The organism is Pseudomonas sp. HB05 (assembly GCF_016756915.1).
Classification (GTDB): domain Bacteria; phylum Pseudomonadota; class Gammaproteobacteria; order Pseudomonadales; family Pseudomonadaceae; genus Aquipseudomonas; species Aquipseudomonas alvandae.
Map to the genome: position 1 here is coordinate 106,610 of NZ_JAESPG010000005.1, position 16,371 is coordinate 122,980.

11 protein-coding genes and 1 pseudogene are annotated in these 16,371 nt (G+C 57.7%); 8 read left to right on the top strand and 4 right to left on the bottom strand.

Features of this window, described 5'->3' with window-relative positions; translation table 11 throughout:
- Nucleotides 1–89: 89 nt before the first annotated feature.
- A complete protein-coding gene (locus JMN22_RS07500; RefSeq protein ID WP_198797547.1) occupies nt 90–1,274 on the top strand; it encodes a thiolase family protein in 1,185 nt (394 codons plus the stop codon).
- Nucleotides 1,275–1,476: 202 nt separating this feature from the next.
- Here JMN22_RS07500 and JMN22_RS26515 read toward each other — a convergent pair.
- A pseudogene (locus JMN22_RS26515) lies at nt 1,477–1,665 on the bottom strand (DUF6316 family protein); the annotation flags it as partial.
- A gap of 191 nt (nt 1,666–1,856) precedes the next feature.
- Between JMN22_RS26515 and JMN22_RS07505 the strand changes: the two are divergent.
- Entirely contained in the window at nt 1,857–2,819 is a 963-nt protein-coding gene (locus JMN22_RS07505) for a DMT family transporter (protein WP_030141035.1), read from the top strand.
- A gap of 132 nt (nt 2,820–2,951) precedes the next feature.
- Here JMN22_RS07505 and JMN22_RS07510 read toward each other — a convergent pair whose 3' ends face one another.
- Nucleotides 2,952–4,346, bottom strand: coding sequence for a class II fumarate hydratase (locus JMN22_RS07510; protein ID WP_198797548.1), 1,395 nt, complete (start codon nt 4,344–4,346; stop codon nt 2,952–2,954).
- A 191-nt stretch (nt 4,347–4,537) separates the two neighbouring features.
- Here JMN22_RS07510 and JMN22_RS07515 point away from each other — a divergent pair, with 191 nt between their 5' ends.
- The 5 genes from JMN22_RS07515 (at nt 4,538) to JMN22_RS07535 (ending at nt 9,032) form a co-directional block, all read left to right on the top strand.
- A complete protein-coding gene (locus JMN22_RS07515) occupies nt 4,538–5,059 on the top strand; it encodes a DUF2059 domain-containing protein (RefSeq protein ID WP_030141033.1) in 522 nt (173 codons plus the stop codon).
- A 12-nt stretch (nt 5,060–5,071) separates the two neighbouring features.
- Complete coding sequence (locus tag JMN22_RS07520) at nt 5,072–5,371, top strand: BolA family protein (RefSeq protein ID WP_030141032.1); 300 nt, start codon at nt 5,072–5,074, stop codon at nt 5,369–5,371.
- A 264-nt stretch (nt 5,372–5,635) separates the two neighbouring features.
- A complete protein-coding gene (gene trhO, locus JMN22_RS07525) occupies nt 5,636–6,577 on the top strand; it encodes an oxygen-dependent tRNA uridine(34) hydroxylase TrhO (protein WP_198797549.1) in 942 nt (313 codons plus the stop codon).
- A gap of 36 nt (nt 6,578–6,613) precedes the next feature.
- Nucleotides 6,614–7,216: a DsbA family protein gene (locus JMN22_RS07530; RefSeq protein WP_187293339.1), complete on the top strand. Its 603-nt coding sequence runs from the start codon at nt 6,614–6,616 to the stop codon at nt 7,214–7,216.
- Nucleotides 7,146–9,032, top strand: a complete 1,887-nt coding sequence (locus tag JMN22_RS07535; RefSeq protein ID WP_236010370.1) for an ABC transporter ATP-binding protein — start codon at nt 7,146–7,148, stop codon at nt 9,030–9,032. The genes JMN22_RS07530 and JMN22_RS07535 overlap by 71 nt, the downstream gene beginning before the upstream one ends.
- Before the next feature lie 23 nt (nt 9,033–9,055).
- On the opposite strand, the gene JMN22_RS07540 is transcribed toward JMN22_RS07535, so the two are convergent.
- Both JMN22_RS07540 and JMN22_RS07545 read right to left on the bottom strand, forming a co-directional pair.
- The gene (locus JMN22_RS07540) at nt 9,056–10,408 is read right to left on the bottom strand and encodes a deaminase domain-containing protein (protein WP_198797550.1); all 1,353 of its coding nucleotides are present in this window, start codon (nt 10,406–10,408) and stop codon (nt 9,056–9,058) included.
- A complete protein-coding gene (locus JMN22_RS07545) occupies nt 10,399–13,617 on the bottom strand; it encodes a hypothetical protein (protein WP_202334962.1) in 3,219 nt (1,072 codons plus the stop codon). Before JMN22_RS07545 ends, JMN22_RS07540 begins: the two co-directional genes overlap by 10 nt.
- A 284-nt stretch (nt 13,618–13,901) precedes the next feature.
- On the opposite strand from JMN22_RS07545, the gene JMN22_RS07550 reads away from it, so the two are divergent.
- On the top strand, nt 13,902–16,361 hold the full coding sequence (locus JMN22_RS07550; RefSeq protein WP_030141026.1) for an EAL domain-containing protein: 2,460 nt from the start codon (nt 13,902–13,904) through the stop codon (nt 16,359–16,361).
- Nucleotides 16,362–16,371: the final 10 nt, after the last annotated feature.

A 16,371-nucleotide genomic window follows, 5' to 3' on the forward strand; every position in this document is an offset into this window, starting at 1 on the left:
TACGCGGGGTGAATGATTGTCGCGTTCGGTTATGGGGTGGATCTATCCTCGATTCCACTCTTAACCGATAACAACAATGAGGTGCCGCCATGCGTGAAGTGGTGATCGTCGACAGCGTACGGACCGGATTGGCCAAGTCCTTTCGCGGCAAGTTCAACATGACCCGTCCGGACGACATGGCGGCGCATTGCGTCAACGCGTTGCTGGCGCGCAACGACATCGACCCGGCCAGCGTCGAGGACTGCATCGTCGGCGCCGGTTCCAACGAGGGTGCCCAAGGCTTCAACATCGGGCGTAACGTGGCGGTGCTCTCGCAACTGGGCATCGGCACGGCCGGGATGACCCTCAACCGTTTCTGTTCTTCGGGCTTGCAAGCCATCGCGATCGCCGCCAACCAGATCGCCTCGGGTTGCAGCGAGATCATCGTCGCCGGCGGCGTCGAATCCATCAGCCTGACCATGAAGAGTGTCAACACCGACAACCTGATCAACCCCCTCCTCAAGGAGCAGGTGCCGGGAATCTATTTCCCCATGGGCCAGACCGCCGAGATTGTCGCGCGCCGTTATCAGGTCAGCCGCGAGGAACAGGACCGCTACGCTTTGCAGAGCCAGCAGCGCACGGCCCGGGCCCAGGCCGAAGGGCTGTTCAACGATGAAATCGTGCCGATGAAGGTCAAGTATCGGGTCGAGGACAAGCACACCGGTGCCGTGCAGATCCTGGATGGCGTGGTCGACCGTGATGACTGCAACCGTCCCGATACCACCTACGAAAGCCTGGCCGGCTTGAAGCCGGTGTTCGCCGAAGACGGCTCGGTGACGGCGGGCAACTCTTCCCAACTGTCCGACGGCGCCTCGATGACGCTGGTGATGAGCCTGGAAAAAGCGCTGGCCCTGAGGCTCAAGCCCAAGGCGTTTTTCCGCGGCTTTACCGTGGCCGGTTGCGAGCCGGACGAGATGGGCATCGGCCCGGTGTTCTCGGTGCCGAGGCTGCTCAAGGCCAAGGGCCTGCAGATTGGCGACATCGATCTGTGGGAGCTCAACGAGGCGTTTGCCTCCCAGTGCCTCTACAGCCGCAATCGATTGGAGATCGACAATGAGAAATACAACGTCAACGGCGGCTCGATCTCCATCGGCCACCCGTTCGGCATGACCGGATCTCGGCAAGTGGGGCATCTGGTGCGGGAACTGCAACGGCGCAACCTGCGCTATGGCGTGGTGACCATGTGCGTCGGCGGTGGGATGGGCGCGACGGGGTTGTTCGAGGCGGTTCGATAAGCGCCGCCCCTGGACTTTCGTGGCGAGGGAGCTTGCTCCCGCTCGGCTTGTAGGAGCTGGCGAAGCCTGCGATCTTTTGATCTTTCGCTTGGGATTCAAGTGTCTATGGAAAGATCGCAGCCTCGTTGCACTCGGCAGCTCCTACAGGTACTGGTCCGGCGGAGATAGGCTCCCTCGGGGCTTCGAACCTTTCTGCTGGCGGTTTGGCCAGCAGCATCATGCGTTGGATATACGCCGCGACCTCCTGCTCCGCAGCCTCGCGAGTCTCGAACGGACCTTCCTGGGTGCCTTCGCGCGTATTGAAATAAAACTCGCCGTTTACCCGACAGATCCGGTCACTGCGGAATATTGTCTTCGGGGCGTCTGTATCTTGGGCGCGCGTTCCTGGCATTTCGGGTCTCCATAGGGGGGCAGCGTGGTCGTCTCAATTGAGCATATGTGGTGTCGTCGATTTGCGCCTGTCCAGCCGATCGACGGCTACGACCCGTACAATTCCATCAGCGGCGAATGCCCAACTGTGCCTGTGTGCACCGATCGATCCGGGCCTAGAATGGGCGTTCATGTCTTGGCTTCGAGGGTTGCATGCACATTTCGTCCGGTCGCTGGGTCTACGGGCTGTTCCTTGCCTTGTTGACTGCCCTGTTATGGGGAATCCTGCCGATCAAGCTCAAGCAAGTGCTGCAGGTGATGGACCCGGTGACGGTGACCTGGTTTCGACTGATAGTGTCCGGCAGTCTGCTCTTCGTCTATCTGGCGGCCACCCGGCGCTTGCCCAGCCGCAAGGTGCTCGGGCCCCGGGGTGGTTGGCTGGTGGGGATGGCGGTGTTGGGGCTGGTGGGCAACTACGTGCTGTACCTGATGGGCTTGAACCGCTTGAGTCCCGGCACCGCGCAACTGGTGGTGCAGATGGGCCCGATCATGTTGCTGGTCGCCAGCCTGTTTGTGTTCAAGGAGCGTTTCAGCGTGGGGCAGGGCATCGGCTTGCTGGTGCTGCTGATCGGTTTCGCGCTGTTCTTCAACCAGCGCCTTACCGAGTTGCTGACCTCCCTGAGCGACTACACCGCGGGCGTCTTGCTGGTGCTGCTGGCCTCGACCGTCTGGACGTTCTACGCCCTCGGCCAGAAGCAACTGTTGACGGTATGGAATTCGTTGCAGGTGATGATGGTGATCTACCTGTTCTGTGCGCTATTGCTGACGCCTTGGGTCCATCCGCTGGAGGCGTTGCAACTGAGTCCCCTGCAAGGCTGGTTGTTGCTCGCTTGCTGCCTCAATACCTTGATTGCCTATGGCGCGTTTGCCGAGGCGCTGGCCCATTGGGAAGCTTCGCGGGTCAGCGCGACCCTGGCGATCACGCCGCTGGTGACCTTCGCCGCCGTGGCGATGGCGGCCTGGTGGTGGCCCGATTATGTTCATGCCGAACAGATCAACCTGCTGGGGTATGGCGGGGCGGTGCTGGTGGTGCTGGGATCGGCGCTGGTTGCATTGGGCCCATCGCTCATCGCCGGGCTCAGGGCCCGGCGGGAGCGTTTGGCTGTCAGCCGCTAGACCGCATCATCGTTCTTCGCGAGCAAGCCCGCTCCCACAGTGGATCAGTGATGATCGCAATATCGCATCCACCAAAAGATCCTGTGGGAGCGGGCTTGCTCGCGAAGGCGGCTTGCCTGCCTTGGATGAAACTCAGCCCTGCCCGCCAGCCTCCAGCATGTTTTCCGGCCGGACCCAGGTCTCGAACTCCTCATCGGTGAGGTACCCCAACTGCAACGCAGCCTCCCGTAGGGTCAGCCCTTCGCTGTAGGCCTTCTTGGCGATTTCCGCCGATTTATCGTAGCCGATGTGCGGATTCAGCGCCGTCACCAGCATCAACCCACGTTCCAGATGCGCCGCCATCTGCTCGGCGTCCGGTTCGAGGCCGGCGATGCAGTGCTGCTGGAAGTTGCTGCAGCCATCGGCCAGCAGGCGGATCGATTGCAGCAGGTTGTGGATGATCACCGGCTTGAACACGTTCAATTGCAAGTGGCCCTGGCTGGCGGCAAAACCGATGGCTACGTCGTTCCCCAGTACCTGGCAGGCCAGCATCGACAAGGCCTCGCACTGGGTCGGGTTGACCTTGCCGGGCATGATGGAACTGCCCGGTTCGTTGGCCGGCAGTTTCACTTCGGCAAAACCGGCGCGGGGCCCGGAACCCAACAGGCGCAGGTCGTTGGCGATTTTCATCAGCGTCACGGCCAGGGTTTTCAACGCGCCAGACAACGTGGTCAGCGGCTCATGCCCGGCCAGGGCAGCGAATTTGTTCGGCGCGGTGACGAAGGGCAAGCCGGACAGCGCCGCCAATTCAGCGGCAATCGCTTCGCCAAAACCATGGGGCGAATTGAGCCCGGTGCCCACCGCCGTGCCGCCCTGGGCCAGCTCGCAGACCGCTGGCAAGGCTGCGCGAATCGCCCGTTCGGCGTAGTCGAGCTGGGCAATGAACGCAGACAGCTCCTGGCCGAAGGTGATCGGCGTGGCGTCCATCATGTGGGTGCGTCCGGTCTTGACCAGTTTCATGTGGCGCGCCGCCAGTTCCGCGAGGCCGCCGGACAATTCGCTGATGGCCGGCAGCAACTGCTGGTACACGGCCTGGGCGGCGGCGATGTGCATGGCGGTTGGGAAACAGTCGTTGGAGCTCTGGGACCGGTTGACGTGGTCGTTGGGATGCACCGGGCTCTTGCCGCCGCGAGGATTGCCCGCCAGCTCATTGGCGCGCCCGGCAATCACCTCGTTGACGTTCATGTTGCTCTGGGTCCCGCTGCCGGTCTGCCAGACCACCAGGGGGAATTGGTCGTCATGCTGGCCGGCCAGCACTTCATCGGCGGCCTGTTCGATCAGGCGGGCGATGTCGGCGGGCAGGTCACCGTTGCGGTCATTGACCCGCGCGGCGGCCTTCTTGACCAGTGCCAGGGCGTGCAGCACCGACAGCGGCATGCGTTCGTTGCCGATGGCAAAGTTGATCATGGAACGCTGTGTCTGGGCGCCCCAATAGGCCTCATCCGGGACTTCAACCTGGCCAAGGCTGTCGGTTTCGATACGGCTCATCGGGTCAAACTCCTGTAAGGCTGAATGCGCAGTTTAGGCCCTGGTGGGCGTTAGCGGTTCCCTCAATCTAGGAGCGTGCGGTTCGGTCCGTCAATCGGACCCGCCAAGGGTCGGGGTTGAGCCCCGGCGTTTTTTAGGCGCAGAATGGTCGCCCTTGGGGTTTTACCTCGCCTGTTAGATAAGGAAACTCGATGACCCGTCTTCGTGCCATCTGTACCGCAGTTGCTCTGGTGTGTGCCAGCGGCCCTGTCCTCGCCGATACCGCCAGCCACAACGCCAGTGCCGAAGCGTTCCTGACCCTGGCGCACGCCGACAAGCTGGGTACCCCGGTGTACATGCAAGTGCAGCAGATGTTTGCCCAGCGCTTCGAGCAGACCAAGGCTCCGGAATCGAAAAAAGCCACCCTCGAGACTTACCAGGCCAAGGCCAACGCCGCGCTGGACCAGGCCATCGGCTGGAACAAGCTCAAGCCGGACATGGTCAAGCTCTACACCAGCAACTTCAGCGAGTCGGAGCTCAAGGACCTGGTGTCCTTCTATCAGTCTCCCCTGGGCAAGAAAGTCCTGGAAAAAATGCCACAGCTGACCCAGCAGTCGGCGCAACTGACCCAGGCCAAGCTTGAAAGCGCCGTACCGGTGGTCAACAAGCTGCTGGCGGACATGACCGCCGAGCTCGAACCAAAAGCCGCCGCGCCGGCCAAGAAAAAGCCCTGAGCGGAGCCCCGCATGAGCATGCAACAACGCATTGAATCGACCCTCGGACTCTTGCAGCCCGAGCACCTGCAAGTGCTGGACGAGAGCCATATGCACAGCCGTGGGCTGCAAACCCATTTCAAGGCGGTGGTGGTCAGCCGGCAGTTCGAAGGCCTCAATCGGGTCAAGCGTCACCAGAAGGTCTACGGTACGCTGGGCGAGCTGATGGGCGAATTCCACGCGCTGGCGCTGCACACCTACACGCCTGAAGAGTGGGCACAGACCGCCGCGGCCCCGGCTTCGCCGACCTGTGCGGGTGGTAGCAAGCACTGATTGCCAGTGGTGAGGTTGCTTGTTGTGGCGAGGGGATTTATCCCCGTTGGCCTGCGAAGCGGGCCCATCCGGAGGGAAGCCTGGCGCCTGCTTCGCAGCCGAGCGGGGATAAATCCCCTCGCCACAGGGCAATGTACCGGCCTTGCAATTGCAGTCCTGCAACCCATATGTTTTTGCTAGAATCCGCAACGCGCCGCTCACCCGGCGCGTTTTTTTTCGCATCCGGTTCACCCTTTGCGAGGGTAGCCACCTGGAGAAATACCCATGACACCACCCATTGTCGTGGCGGCACTGTATAAGTTCGTCACCCTGGAAGATTACGTCGAGCTACGCGAGCCCCTGCTCAAGGCGATGCTCGACAACGGCATCAAAGGCACGCTGCTGATCGCCGAAGAAGGCATCAACGGCACCGTTTCCGGCACCCGCGAGGGGATCGACGGGTTGATGGCCTGGCTCAAGAACGATCCGCGCATGGACGACATCGACCACAAAGAGTCGTACTGCGACGAGCAGCCGTTCTACCGGACCAAGGTCAAGCTCAAGAAAGAGATCGTCACCCTCGGCGTGGAAGGGGTGGACCCGAACAAGCGGGTTGGCACCTATGTCGAGCCGCAGGACTGGAACGCGCTGATCAGCGATCCGGAAGTGTTGTTGATCGATACCCGCAATGACTACGAAGTGTCCATCGGCACTTTCGAAGGCGCCGTCGATCCCAAGACCGCCAGCTTTCGTGAATTCCCCGAATACATCAAAGCGAACTTCGATCCGACCCGGCACAAGAAGGTCGCGATGTTCTGCACCGGTGGCATTCGCTGTGAAAAGGCCTCGAGCTACATGCTCGGTGAAGGTTTCGAAGAGGTCTATCATCTCAAGGGCGGCATCCTGAAATACCTCGAAGAGGTGCCCCAGGAAGAAACCAAATGGCGCGGCGACTGCTTTGTATTCGATAACCGTGTGACTGTGCGCCACGACCTCAGCGAAGGCGACTACGATCAATGTCATGCGTGCCGCACGCCGGTAAGCGTTGAAGATCGCGCTTCGGAGCACTACGTGCCGGGCATCAGTTGCCCGCATTGCTGGGACAAGCTGAGCGAGAAGACCCGTCGCAGCGCCATCGACCGGCAAAAGCAGATCGAGCTGGCCAAGGCTCGCAACATGCCTCACCCGATCGGCTACAACTACAAGCAATCATCCTCCGAGGCTTAAGCCATGGCATCGCGCCTGCTGTATGTGATGGACCCGATGTGTTCCTGGTGCTGGGGCTTCGCTCCGGTGGCGCAGGCATTGGTCGAGCAGGCGCAGGCCGCAGGCGTGGAGTTGCACCTGGTGGTGGGCGGCTTGCGCACCGGCAGCGGCTCGGCCTTGGAGCCGACGACCCGGCGCTACATTCTTGAACATTGGCAGGCGGTCACCCAGGCCACCGGCCAGCCGTTCAACTTTGAAGGGGCATTACCCGACGGTTTTGTCTACGACACCGAGCCTGCTTGCCGGGCGTTGGTGACGGCTCGCAGCCTGGCGCCGGACCTGGCCTGGAAACTGGTGAAGCTGATCCAGCAGGCGTTTTACGTCGAAGGTCGCGACGTGACCCGCGCCAGCATCCTGGTTGAGTTGGCCGAACAGGCCGGGTTGCCGCGGATCGAGTTCGCCGCTGCATTCGACCGTGCCGACCAACACGCTGCCACCGCTGCGGATTTCACCTGGGTGCAAGACCTTGGCATCGCCGGGTTCCCCACGCTGCTGGCCGAACGTGACGGGCAATTGGCCCTGCTGACCAATGGCTACCAGCCCCTGGAGCAGTTGGCGCCATTGCTCGGCCGCTGGCTGGAGCGGGCGACCTGTGCCTGATGACCTGCCCAACGTCAACGCGTCGGCCCCGGCGCCTATTGATCGGTTGAGCTGGGCAGAAATCCGTCGCCTGGCCCTCAAACATAAAAAAGCCTTGTGGATCGCCAACGGCGTGGCCGTGCTGGCCACCTTGTGCAGCGTGCCCATCCCGTTGCTGCTGCCGCTGTTGGTGGATGAGGTGCTGTTGGGCCACGGCGATGCGGCGTTGAAGATCATGAACCTCGCCTTGCCAACGGCTTGGCAGAGCGCGGCCGGTTATATAGGACTGATGCTGTTGGTCACCCTGACGCTGCGCTGCTGCGCCTTGGTGTTCAACGTGTTGCAGGCGCGCCTGTTCGCCAGCCTGGCCAAGGACATCGTCTATCGCATCCGTGTCCGGCTGATCGAACGCCTGAAGCGAATTTCATTGAAGGAATACGAAAGCCTGGGCAGCGGTACCGTGACCACGCACCTGGTCACCGACCTCGACACCCTCGACAAGTTTGTTGGCGAAACCCTTAGCCGCTTCCTGGTCGCCATGCTGACACTGGTGGGCACTGCCAGCATCCTGATGTGGATGCACTGGAAGCTGGCACTGCTGATCCTGTTGTTCAACCCGCTGGTGATCTACGCCACGGTGCAGTTGGGCAAACGGGTGAAGCACCTGAAGAAACTGGAAAACGACAGCACCTCGCGCTTCACCCAGGCCCTGACCGAGACACTGGATGCGATACAGGAAGTGCGCGCCGGCAATCGCCAGGGTTTTTTCCTCGGGCGGCTGGGGATGCGCGCCAGGGAAGTGCGCGATTACGCGGTGAACTCGCAGTGGAAAACCGACGCCTCGAACCGTGCCAGCGGTCTACTGTTCCAGTTCGGCATCGATATCTTTCGCGCCGCGGCCATGCTCACCGTGCTGTTTTCCGACTTGTCCATCGGGCAGATGCTGGCGGTGTTCAGCTACTTATGGTTCATGATCGGCCCGGTCGAGCAATTGCTGAACCTGCAGTATGCCTTTTACGCGGCGGGCGGAGCCTTGAACCGTATCAACGAACTGTTGGCCCGGGCCGATGAGCCGCAGTACAGCGGCGGCGTCGACCCGTTCACGGGGCGCGACACCGTAGGCATCGATATTCAAGGGCTCTCGTTCGGCTACGGTGAGGAGAGGGTTCTCAACCGACTGAACCTGTCCATTTCGCCGGGTGAGAAGGTCGCTATCGTGGGTGCCAGCGGTGGCGGTAAAAGCACATTGGTGCAATTGCTGTTGGGCCTCTACACACCCCAGGCCGGCAGCATCCGGTTTGGTGGCGCGACGCAGCAGGAAATTGGCCTCGAAACCATCCGCGAAAACGTCGCGGTGGTGCTCCAGCACCCCGCGTTGTTCAACGACACGGTGCGGGCCAACCTCGCCATGGGCCGCGACTGCAGCGACGAGGCCTGTTGGCGGGCATTGGAAATTGCCCAGCTCGACGCCACGGTGCGAGCGCTTCCCGCAGGTTTGGAGAGCGTTGTCGGACGTTCCGGCGTCAGGCTTTCGGGCGGGCAGCGCCAACGCCTGGCGATCGCTCGCATGATATTGGCCGATCCACGGGTGGTGATCCTCGACGAAGCCACGTCCGCCCTGGACGCGGCCACCGAATACAACCTTCACCAGGCATTGGCGCGGTTCTTGAGTGGGCGTACGACGCTGATCATTGCCCACAGGTTATCCGCGGTGAAACAGGCGGACCGGGTGCTGGTGTTCGATGCCGGGCAAATTGCCGAGGATGGTGACCACCAGCAACTGATCGCCGATGGTGGTTTGTACGCCAGGCTTTATGGGCATTTGCAGCGGCATTAAGGAATAGCAACCAAGGATTCAGTTTAGCTATTTGTCGTACTCTTACGTTTCCCCCAAGTAACGTTCAGGGCATCTGCACCACGCAAATGACCGAACTCCTTCATCACAATCGCGCAGGAATCGCATGGCGGCAAGGTTGTGGCAATAGTGATCGACCGGATATCTCCATTATCCGGATATTTTTCGCTGATATAACTGATCAGCTTGCTCTCGCTGTCGCCGGACGTAATGGGATTCATTGTCTGCGAGCTGCCGGCCGTGGGGTGCGGTATCGCTAGCAGCGATTCGCCTTCTTTCGTTAGAAGAAGAGAGGTGGGATCTGTGCCGCCTTTAAGCGCGTCCACGTTGTAGTAGGTGACGTCGCCAATTTGCAATTGATTTCCTTCACGGAATACGGGGAGATGCCGGGTATAGTCGTTGATGCCGGAAACACTGACATAGATTTCAACTCTTCCTGATGTAAGAGTCACCTCGGCAAAAGCAATGTTTTTTTGAGATCCCGGAAGGATTTTTTTTAATTCTCCCATAGCGTGTTCTATAGAAAGCTCTCTTTTTTTAAAAATGTCGCCAAAGATGGAAGTTGTTTTGTTCTGTATGTTCTGAGGGGAAAGGTGGACGGGGCTCCATAAAGCCGTTCCAGCAGGCATTTCACAGACTAGCAACCTGGTTCTTTGATCGAACATCAAGGCTTCGGCAGGAGATGTGTCGACTTGGGCCCAATCCATATTCCTCGGAGGGTTAGCGGTGGTGCCGATAGGTATCGAAACTTTTTCAAGTCTTTCCAACGCTTGGTTAACTAGTTCTTCTCCGTGGAGTCGCACGGTATTGTTTGCATTAAGCGACCCCTCATAGATTCGCTTCAGTTCCTCTCCATACCCTTCGGCCAGTTCACTGGATTCCAGTTGTCGTAGCTTCAATGTTTCGGATTTATTCTTGGCGAGATTTCTAAGGACGTAGTATTTGTCATCTAGTTTGGCGAAAATATAGTTGAAGTCCGGGTTGAGATCGGGAACCATGATCGCCCCGACTCGACGGATGTCGTTGATGTCCTCGGCGATGCCGGTGATCTTGATGCCCGCATATATGCCCGTCTGAAACTCTATCGTTACGTCTACTATTGATTTAGGTTTGACTGTTTTTTTACTCAGGCCGATCCATTCCGGCTTGCCTTTATAGGGCGCATATTTGCCATTTTTGACTTCATATATCTTCCCTTGTTTGTAGAACACTTCGTGGCCTCTAATGCTCACGGGTTCGACGAGAACATCGGCAAACCAAGGCGCCCAGCTTTTGCCTCCAATGTCCGTTCCCAGGGCAGGGCGCTTGGCGACTTCACCGGTCAATGAGTGAATGTTGCAAGTTTGATCTAGCGGCATGGCAATTTCCTAAAGTTTTTAGTGGCATCCAAGGTATCAACTCTGCGCAGGGCGCCGTCTTCCAGTCGATAGGGAACATCATCCAAATAAAAGGTGCGGCTGCCGTTGACCTCCAATACCTCTCTTATGTGGGTTTTGTCAGGGATGTTGAAGAAACTATCGGTTTCGGTTTTGCCCAGCAGGTCGTATCGGGAGGGCCCCAACGACAATTCGGAACGTTCAGCTGTCAGCGCAGGTCCATAAGGCTTGGTGGAAAAAGGGTCGACCAACCGAAAGTCGGGTTTGCCTTGGGGTGCGATATTGCGCACCGGGACATCTTCAATTCCATAGACTGTGGCTATTTGATCTTTCGTTGACAACGGGCGCCATCGGCCCGGATCGGTCGCTTGAGGTACGCCTTGGGGAAAGTCGTATCGACCGGCTCTGCCAGTTAATCGCTTGAGACGGATAAACCCTTTTTTACTGAGCCTGAACAGGCTCACGCCACCAGCCTTGAGCAGCGAGGGAATACCATCAAGTGGATTCAAGGTGGAGTTGATGAGAACGCCTATTTTTTTTGCAAGTAAAGGCAGTTTTTTCGTGAAGGTAAGTTTGCCGCCCGCACTGATTATCTTCATGGAGCCGGACGCAAACTTTCCAAGGGGAAGTGCGAAGGCTGCGAGGTCTACGAATAAACCAAACAAACCTTCATTTACTTTTCTTCTATCACCTGATCTCAGATTTTCTATGCTTTCCCAAAACGGAACGAATGATTTTATTACGCTTACTACCTTATCAAAATTCGCCTGCTGGGTATCAAATTTGGTTTGGCCGTAACAGGCGCGGCGCAACGCTGTTTCATCAATAAAAAGCAAGCGGTCGGCAATGTGATTAGCGATCGACTGAATGGAGGTTGACTCCAAGGTGGTCGGGATGATGTTGGGAAGATCATTGTTCATTAATCTGCCCAATGTGCCGCCGATGTGGTCCATGATGGTTTGGCATTGCATATTTCTTTCGGGAACGGTTCCGTTGACGTGAGCATTCCAATCAAAAGGGAGCTGTTTATTTTTATCTTCGATCGTTAATGGGATGCCGATTTGGATTTGCTGGGCAGGGTTTATCTCAGTTCGGGGTGCAATACCTGGATTGAAATGGTACGGCATGATATCCAATCGGGGGCGAATCACACCCGCTCGCGGTACAAGTTCGTAGTATGTTACGTTGTTGCGGTAAGTCGCTTCCAAAATAAAACCACAGCGGGCTCGGGAGGCTAGTGTTTCGTCTTGTAATTGAAACACGCCACCTATATCCCCAGTGGGTTGTCTAAGGCTGTATAGCCTGATGGTGCCGTATTCCAATGCCCGTCGATCAAGCAGAGGAAGCGATGCGAGTAAGTTAATTATCAACTGCTGGTAGGCGCTGCTAATCAGCTTGATATAATCCTTGAACTGGTTGTCGAATGTCTGCTCTATATTTTGTGGTTTTTTTCCTTTAAATTTGCGACCAAAAAGATTGGTGTTTAATATTCCCTCTTCAGATAGCGTTAACCATGCCGAAGAGGGCGGGTTGATGTACCATTTTGCTTTGCTCAACTCTCCAGATGCATACACATCAACGAGCGAATAAGAGGAGTGGACTCGCGGGCCGCTTCTAAATGTAGGAGTCCCGGTGGGGAAAGCGGAGGCCTCCCTCAGCAGTGTCCAGTCTAAGAAACGGGTATGCCCAAATAGCTTTGTCAGCTCAAGGGTTGCCATCTTCAGTCTGTCGGGCGGCTGTTTGTCGAGATCGACGATAGCGCTATTTAACTGGGCGATAGTCTCGTCGAGTTTTTGCATTGCTTCTTCGATAGCCTGCGGCGAGTGGCCTCCATCGGTGCGTTCGGGAAGGAAGCCATTGGTGACCGCCCAATCCGTAGCAGGTTGGAGTCTTGTGAGTGAGACCAGATTAAGATCTTCGGCGTTGCCCTCAGCCATATATTCGGTGGGTAGGTTAATCAGTTGTTGGACGCTTAGTCGTTGCAGCAGCATCGGATCAATCGCATTTGCGAGATGTACGCCATGAACAAAGTTGACCCAGATGGTCGAGCTCCGGTAGGGCAGTTCCGAGGGAATGTCAGGGATCTGGAAGTCCAGGGGAAACGATGAGCGATACAAACAGGCCAGCAGGATGGATTCATTCACCGATGAAGCGTGTTTCGAAGCAACCAGGTGCGACTCGAACGCCAGCGAAATCGCTTCGTAGCTCTTGCCCCAATTGGAGTGCACCTGCCATTGATAACCGGCGATAGCATCATCTGGTTCGTTTTTGCCCGCTAATAACCAAAGATCAATGGCTTTGACCAGCAATTTGATTCGCACGTTTGGAGCACTGTCTTCGCCGTGACGACCGCCGTACCAGTTCAAGGCTCGCAACAGAGCTTTCGTCAACACCTCGGACTCTTCTGACAGCAGGATTTTTTCGAGATAAAACGATGGCTTTGCTCGTAGGTCCTGAATCGTCAGGCTGGCTATGTCTATCGGACTCAGGTGGGCCAGTAATGATGTACGAAGGTGGGGAAGGCGTTCACGCATCGTCTCCATAATCACATCGTCGACGGATCTGTTCTCAACGGCGGAGCCGTGACCCAGTTCGTCGAGACGGACTGCGTCTCCCAGTCCCAACACGTGACGGGCACGCTTTTCTTCGAGTGCCTGAATCACGTCTTCGCGTTGTTTTTCATCAAGCGGATCCCAGAGGGGTACGCCGTAATACCAGGCCATTCTTGCGAATGTAACCTCGCTGCTTTGGCGAATTTGGCCCCCCAGTTTTCGAGCGGCTTTTTCAATATTGGGAAGCCATAAGTCCCACACCGGATTTTTGCCCAGTGGAATTGCGACGGTGACCTGGCTGTCTCTCGCAAGTGTTTCATAGACGGCTTTTCCATCTATCAAGGTGACGGTCAAGGGATAGTATGGCGCGCCCACCCTTGTGCACTGTGTCCGATAATCTTCATGTTGCGCCAGTGCCTGAAGCGAACGCTGTCCGGCTTCATCCTCCAAGTACATCGGAGAGCAACGCTTGGGTTTCACCAAGGTGTTTGCAAGTACTTCGGGTTGCGTGTTCCGGAGCAGTGAGAGCAAAGAGTCATAGTCCCCCAGTAGGCCTTGATGTTTTTCATCAGGCGACGGGACTGGACTCAGTGACGGGTCAATTAGAGGGTTGGGGGTTTGTAGTAATGACATGTCCATTTTTTCTCGGTAGTAGATACGGCTCTCAGGCGGCGTTGTCATTCGCCATGCGGGGAGGTTCGTATCAAAACACCTCAGAAAAAATCGTCGTGGTATATATGTATACGGTGTGAAAAATATAAGGGGGCGTCTAAAAGACGACGCTTACCCTCTTCGGACTCCAGGTACCGAGGTTCAGTGCGTCAAATAAATGGACAGCCTCTTGCGGGGAGCTGCTGCGCCTCCTAGTCTTGCAAGGATGATTGGCGTCAATGCTGATCGCAGTTACCTGTGCAAGGGACCTCATGAAGCAAAAGCGGACTCTCGGAACCCCTCGGCTGTTGGGCATCGTCTGGCCTTTTATAGCAGTTGTCCTGTTTCAAGCCCTTCTGGGAGGCGTCAGTCTTTACGTATTGTCGGCAGTTCGCGGTTATGTAGCAGGGGAAAGCCTTTGGTCCAAGGGCCAGAAAGACGCCATTTATTACCTCAATCTTTACGCTGACAGCCGTGACGAGGCGATTTTTCTCAAGTACCAGCAAGCCATCGCCGTGCCCGAGGGCGGTCACGAACTGCGGGTAGCACTGGACCGCCAGCCGCCTGATCTCGACGCCGCGCGGGCCGGGATTCTCAAGGGTGGCAATCATCCCGACGACGTAGCCAGCGTGATCTGGCTGTATCTCAATTTCCGTCATTTCAGCTATCTGGAAGAAGCTATCGATCTCTGGACGGTGGGTGATGGCTACCTGATTGAACTGGACAACGTCGCCCGGCAGATGCACGCCAACATCAGCACCGGCCAAGCCTCGGAAACGGATATCCGCGGCTGGAAGGCACAGATCTTCGCCATCAACGATTCCGTAACCCCAGCCGCGAAGGCCTTCAGCGATGCCTTGGGCGAGGGGTCGCGGTTTATCCTGCGCCTGTTGCTGGTGACCAATTTCGCCACGGCCCTTGGGTTGATTGTCCTCGCGCTGTTGCGCACCCATAAACTGCTGGCCCAGCGGCAGGTCTTCGCCAATGCGCTTCAGTTGGAGAAGGAGCGGGCCCAGATCACCCTGCAATCGATTGGCGACGGCGTGATCACCACCGACGTCGAGGGCGCCATTGCCTACATGAACCCCGCCGCGGAAGCGATGACCCACTGGAAAGCCGAGCACGCCACGGGGTTGCCCCTGGCGGCGCTGTTCAATCTGCTCGATGACAATGCCCAGACGGAAGGGCTGACCTTGATCGAGCATATCCTGAGCGGACGATTGGGGGGCGGCAGCGAGCATTCCAAGTTGATCCAGCGCCTGGACGGCAGCACGGTGTCGGTCACCCTGGTGGGGGCGCCGATCCGCCACGCCGGCAAGGTCAGTGGTGCGGTGCTGGTGCTGCACGACATGACCCAGGAACGCCAGTACATTGCCAATCTGTCCTGGCAAGCCACTCACGATGCGCTGACCGGCCTGGCGAACCGCCGCGAATTCGAATACCGCCTTGAACAAGCCCTGCATAACCTGACCCGCCAGGTTGGGCGCCACGCCCTGATGTTTCTCGATCTCGATCAGTTCAAGCTGGTCAACGACACCTGTGGCCATGCGGCCGGTGACGAGTTGTTGCGGCACATTTGTGCCTTGCTGCAATCGGGGTTAAGGGAAAACGACACATTGGCCCGCTTGGGCGGCGATGAGTTCGGCATCTTGTTGGAAAACTGCTCGCCGGAGGCCGCGGAGAAAATTGCCGAAGGTCTGCGCCAGACCGTACAGAACCTGCATTTCGTGTGGAAAGGCCGGCCATTCGTGACCACCGTGAGTATCGGCCTGGTGCATATCGCCCAGAGCCCGACCACCTTGGAGGCATCCCTGCGCGCCGCCGACATGGCCTGCTACATGGCCAAGGAAAAGGGGCGCAACCGGGTCCAGGTCTACCATGCCGACGACTCGGAGTTGTCCCTGCGCTTCGGCGAGATGGCCTGGGTGCAGCGCTTGCACATGGCCCTGGAGGAAAACCGTTTCTGCCTGTACGCCCAGGAGATCGCTGCATTGGGCCCGGGGGATCATGGCGGTGGGCATATCGAGATATTGCTGCGCCTGCATGACGAGGCCGGGCGGATGATCCTGCCTGACAGCTTCATTCCGGCGGCGGAGCGCTATGGCTTGATGACGTCGTTGGACCGCTGGGTGGTGGAGAATGTCTTCAGGATCATTCGCCAATGCCTGAACGAATCCCGGCAAGGCCCGTTGGCCATGTGTGCGATTAATCTGTCAGGCACGACTATAGGAGATCAGGCGTTCCTGGACTTCTTGCGTAAACAGTTCGCGGCCTACTCGATTCCGCCGGAAATGATTTGTTTTGAAATTACCGAGACCAGCGCCATTTCGAATCTCGGTAGCGCGATCCGCTTTATCAATGAACTCAAAGGTTTGGGCTGTTATTTCTCACTGGATGACTTTTGTGCCGGAATGTCTTCATTCGCTTACTTGAAACATTTACCTGTAGACTTCTTGAAGATCGACGGGAGTTTCGTAAAGGATATGCTGGACGACCCGATCAACCGGGCAATGGTCGAAGTGATTAATCATATCGGCCATGTCATGGGTAAGCGTACGATTGCCGAGTTTGTTGAAACGGCCCAGATCGAGCAGGCATTGCTGGAAATTGGTGTGGACTACGCTCAGGGGTATGTCATTGAGCGGCCACAGATGTTTACCTGTGACACGTTGCAATGTAGGCCGGCCAGGCCTCAGCCGTTGTTGTTCAAGGCCCCCGGCACGTTCCGCTGAAACTCTTGTT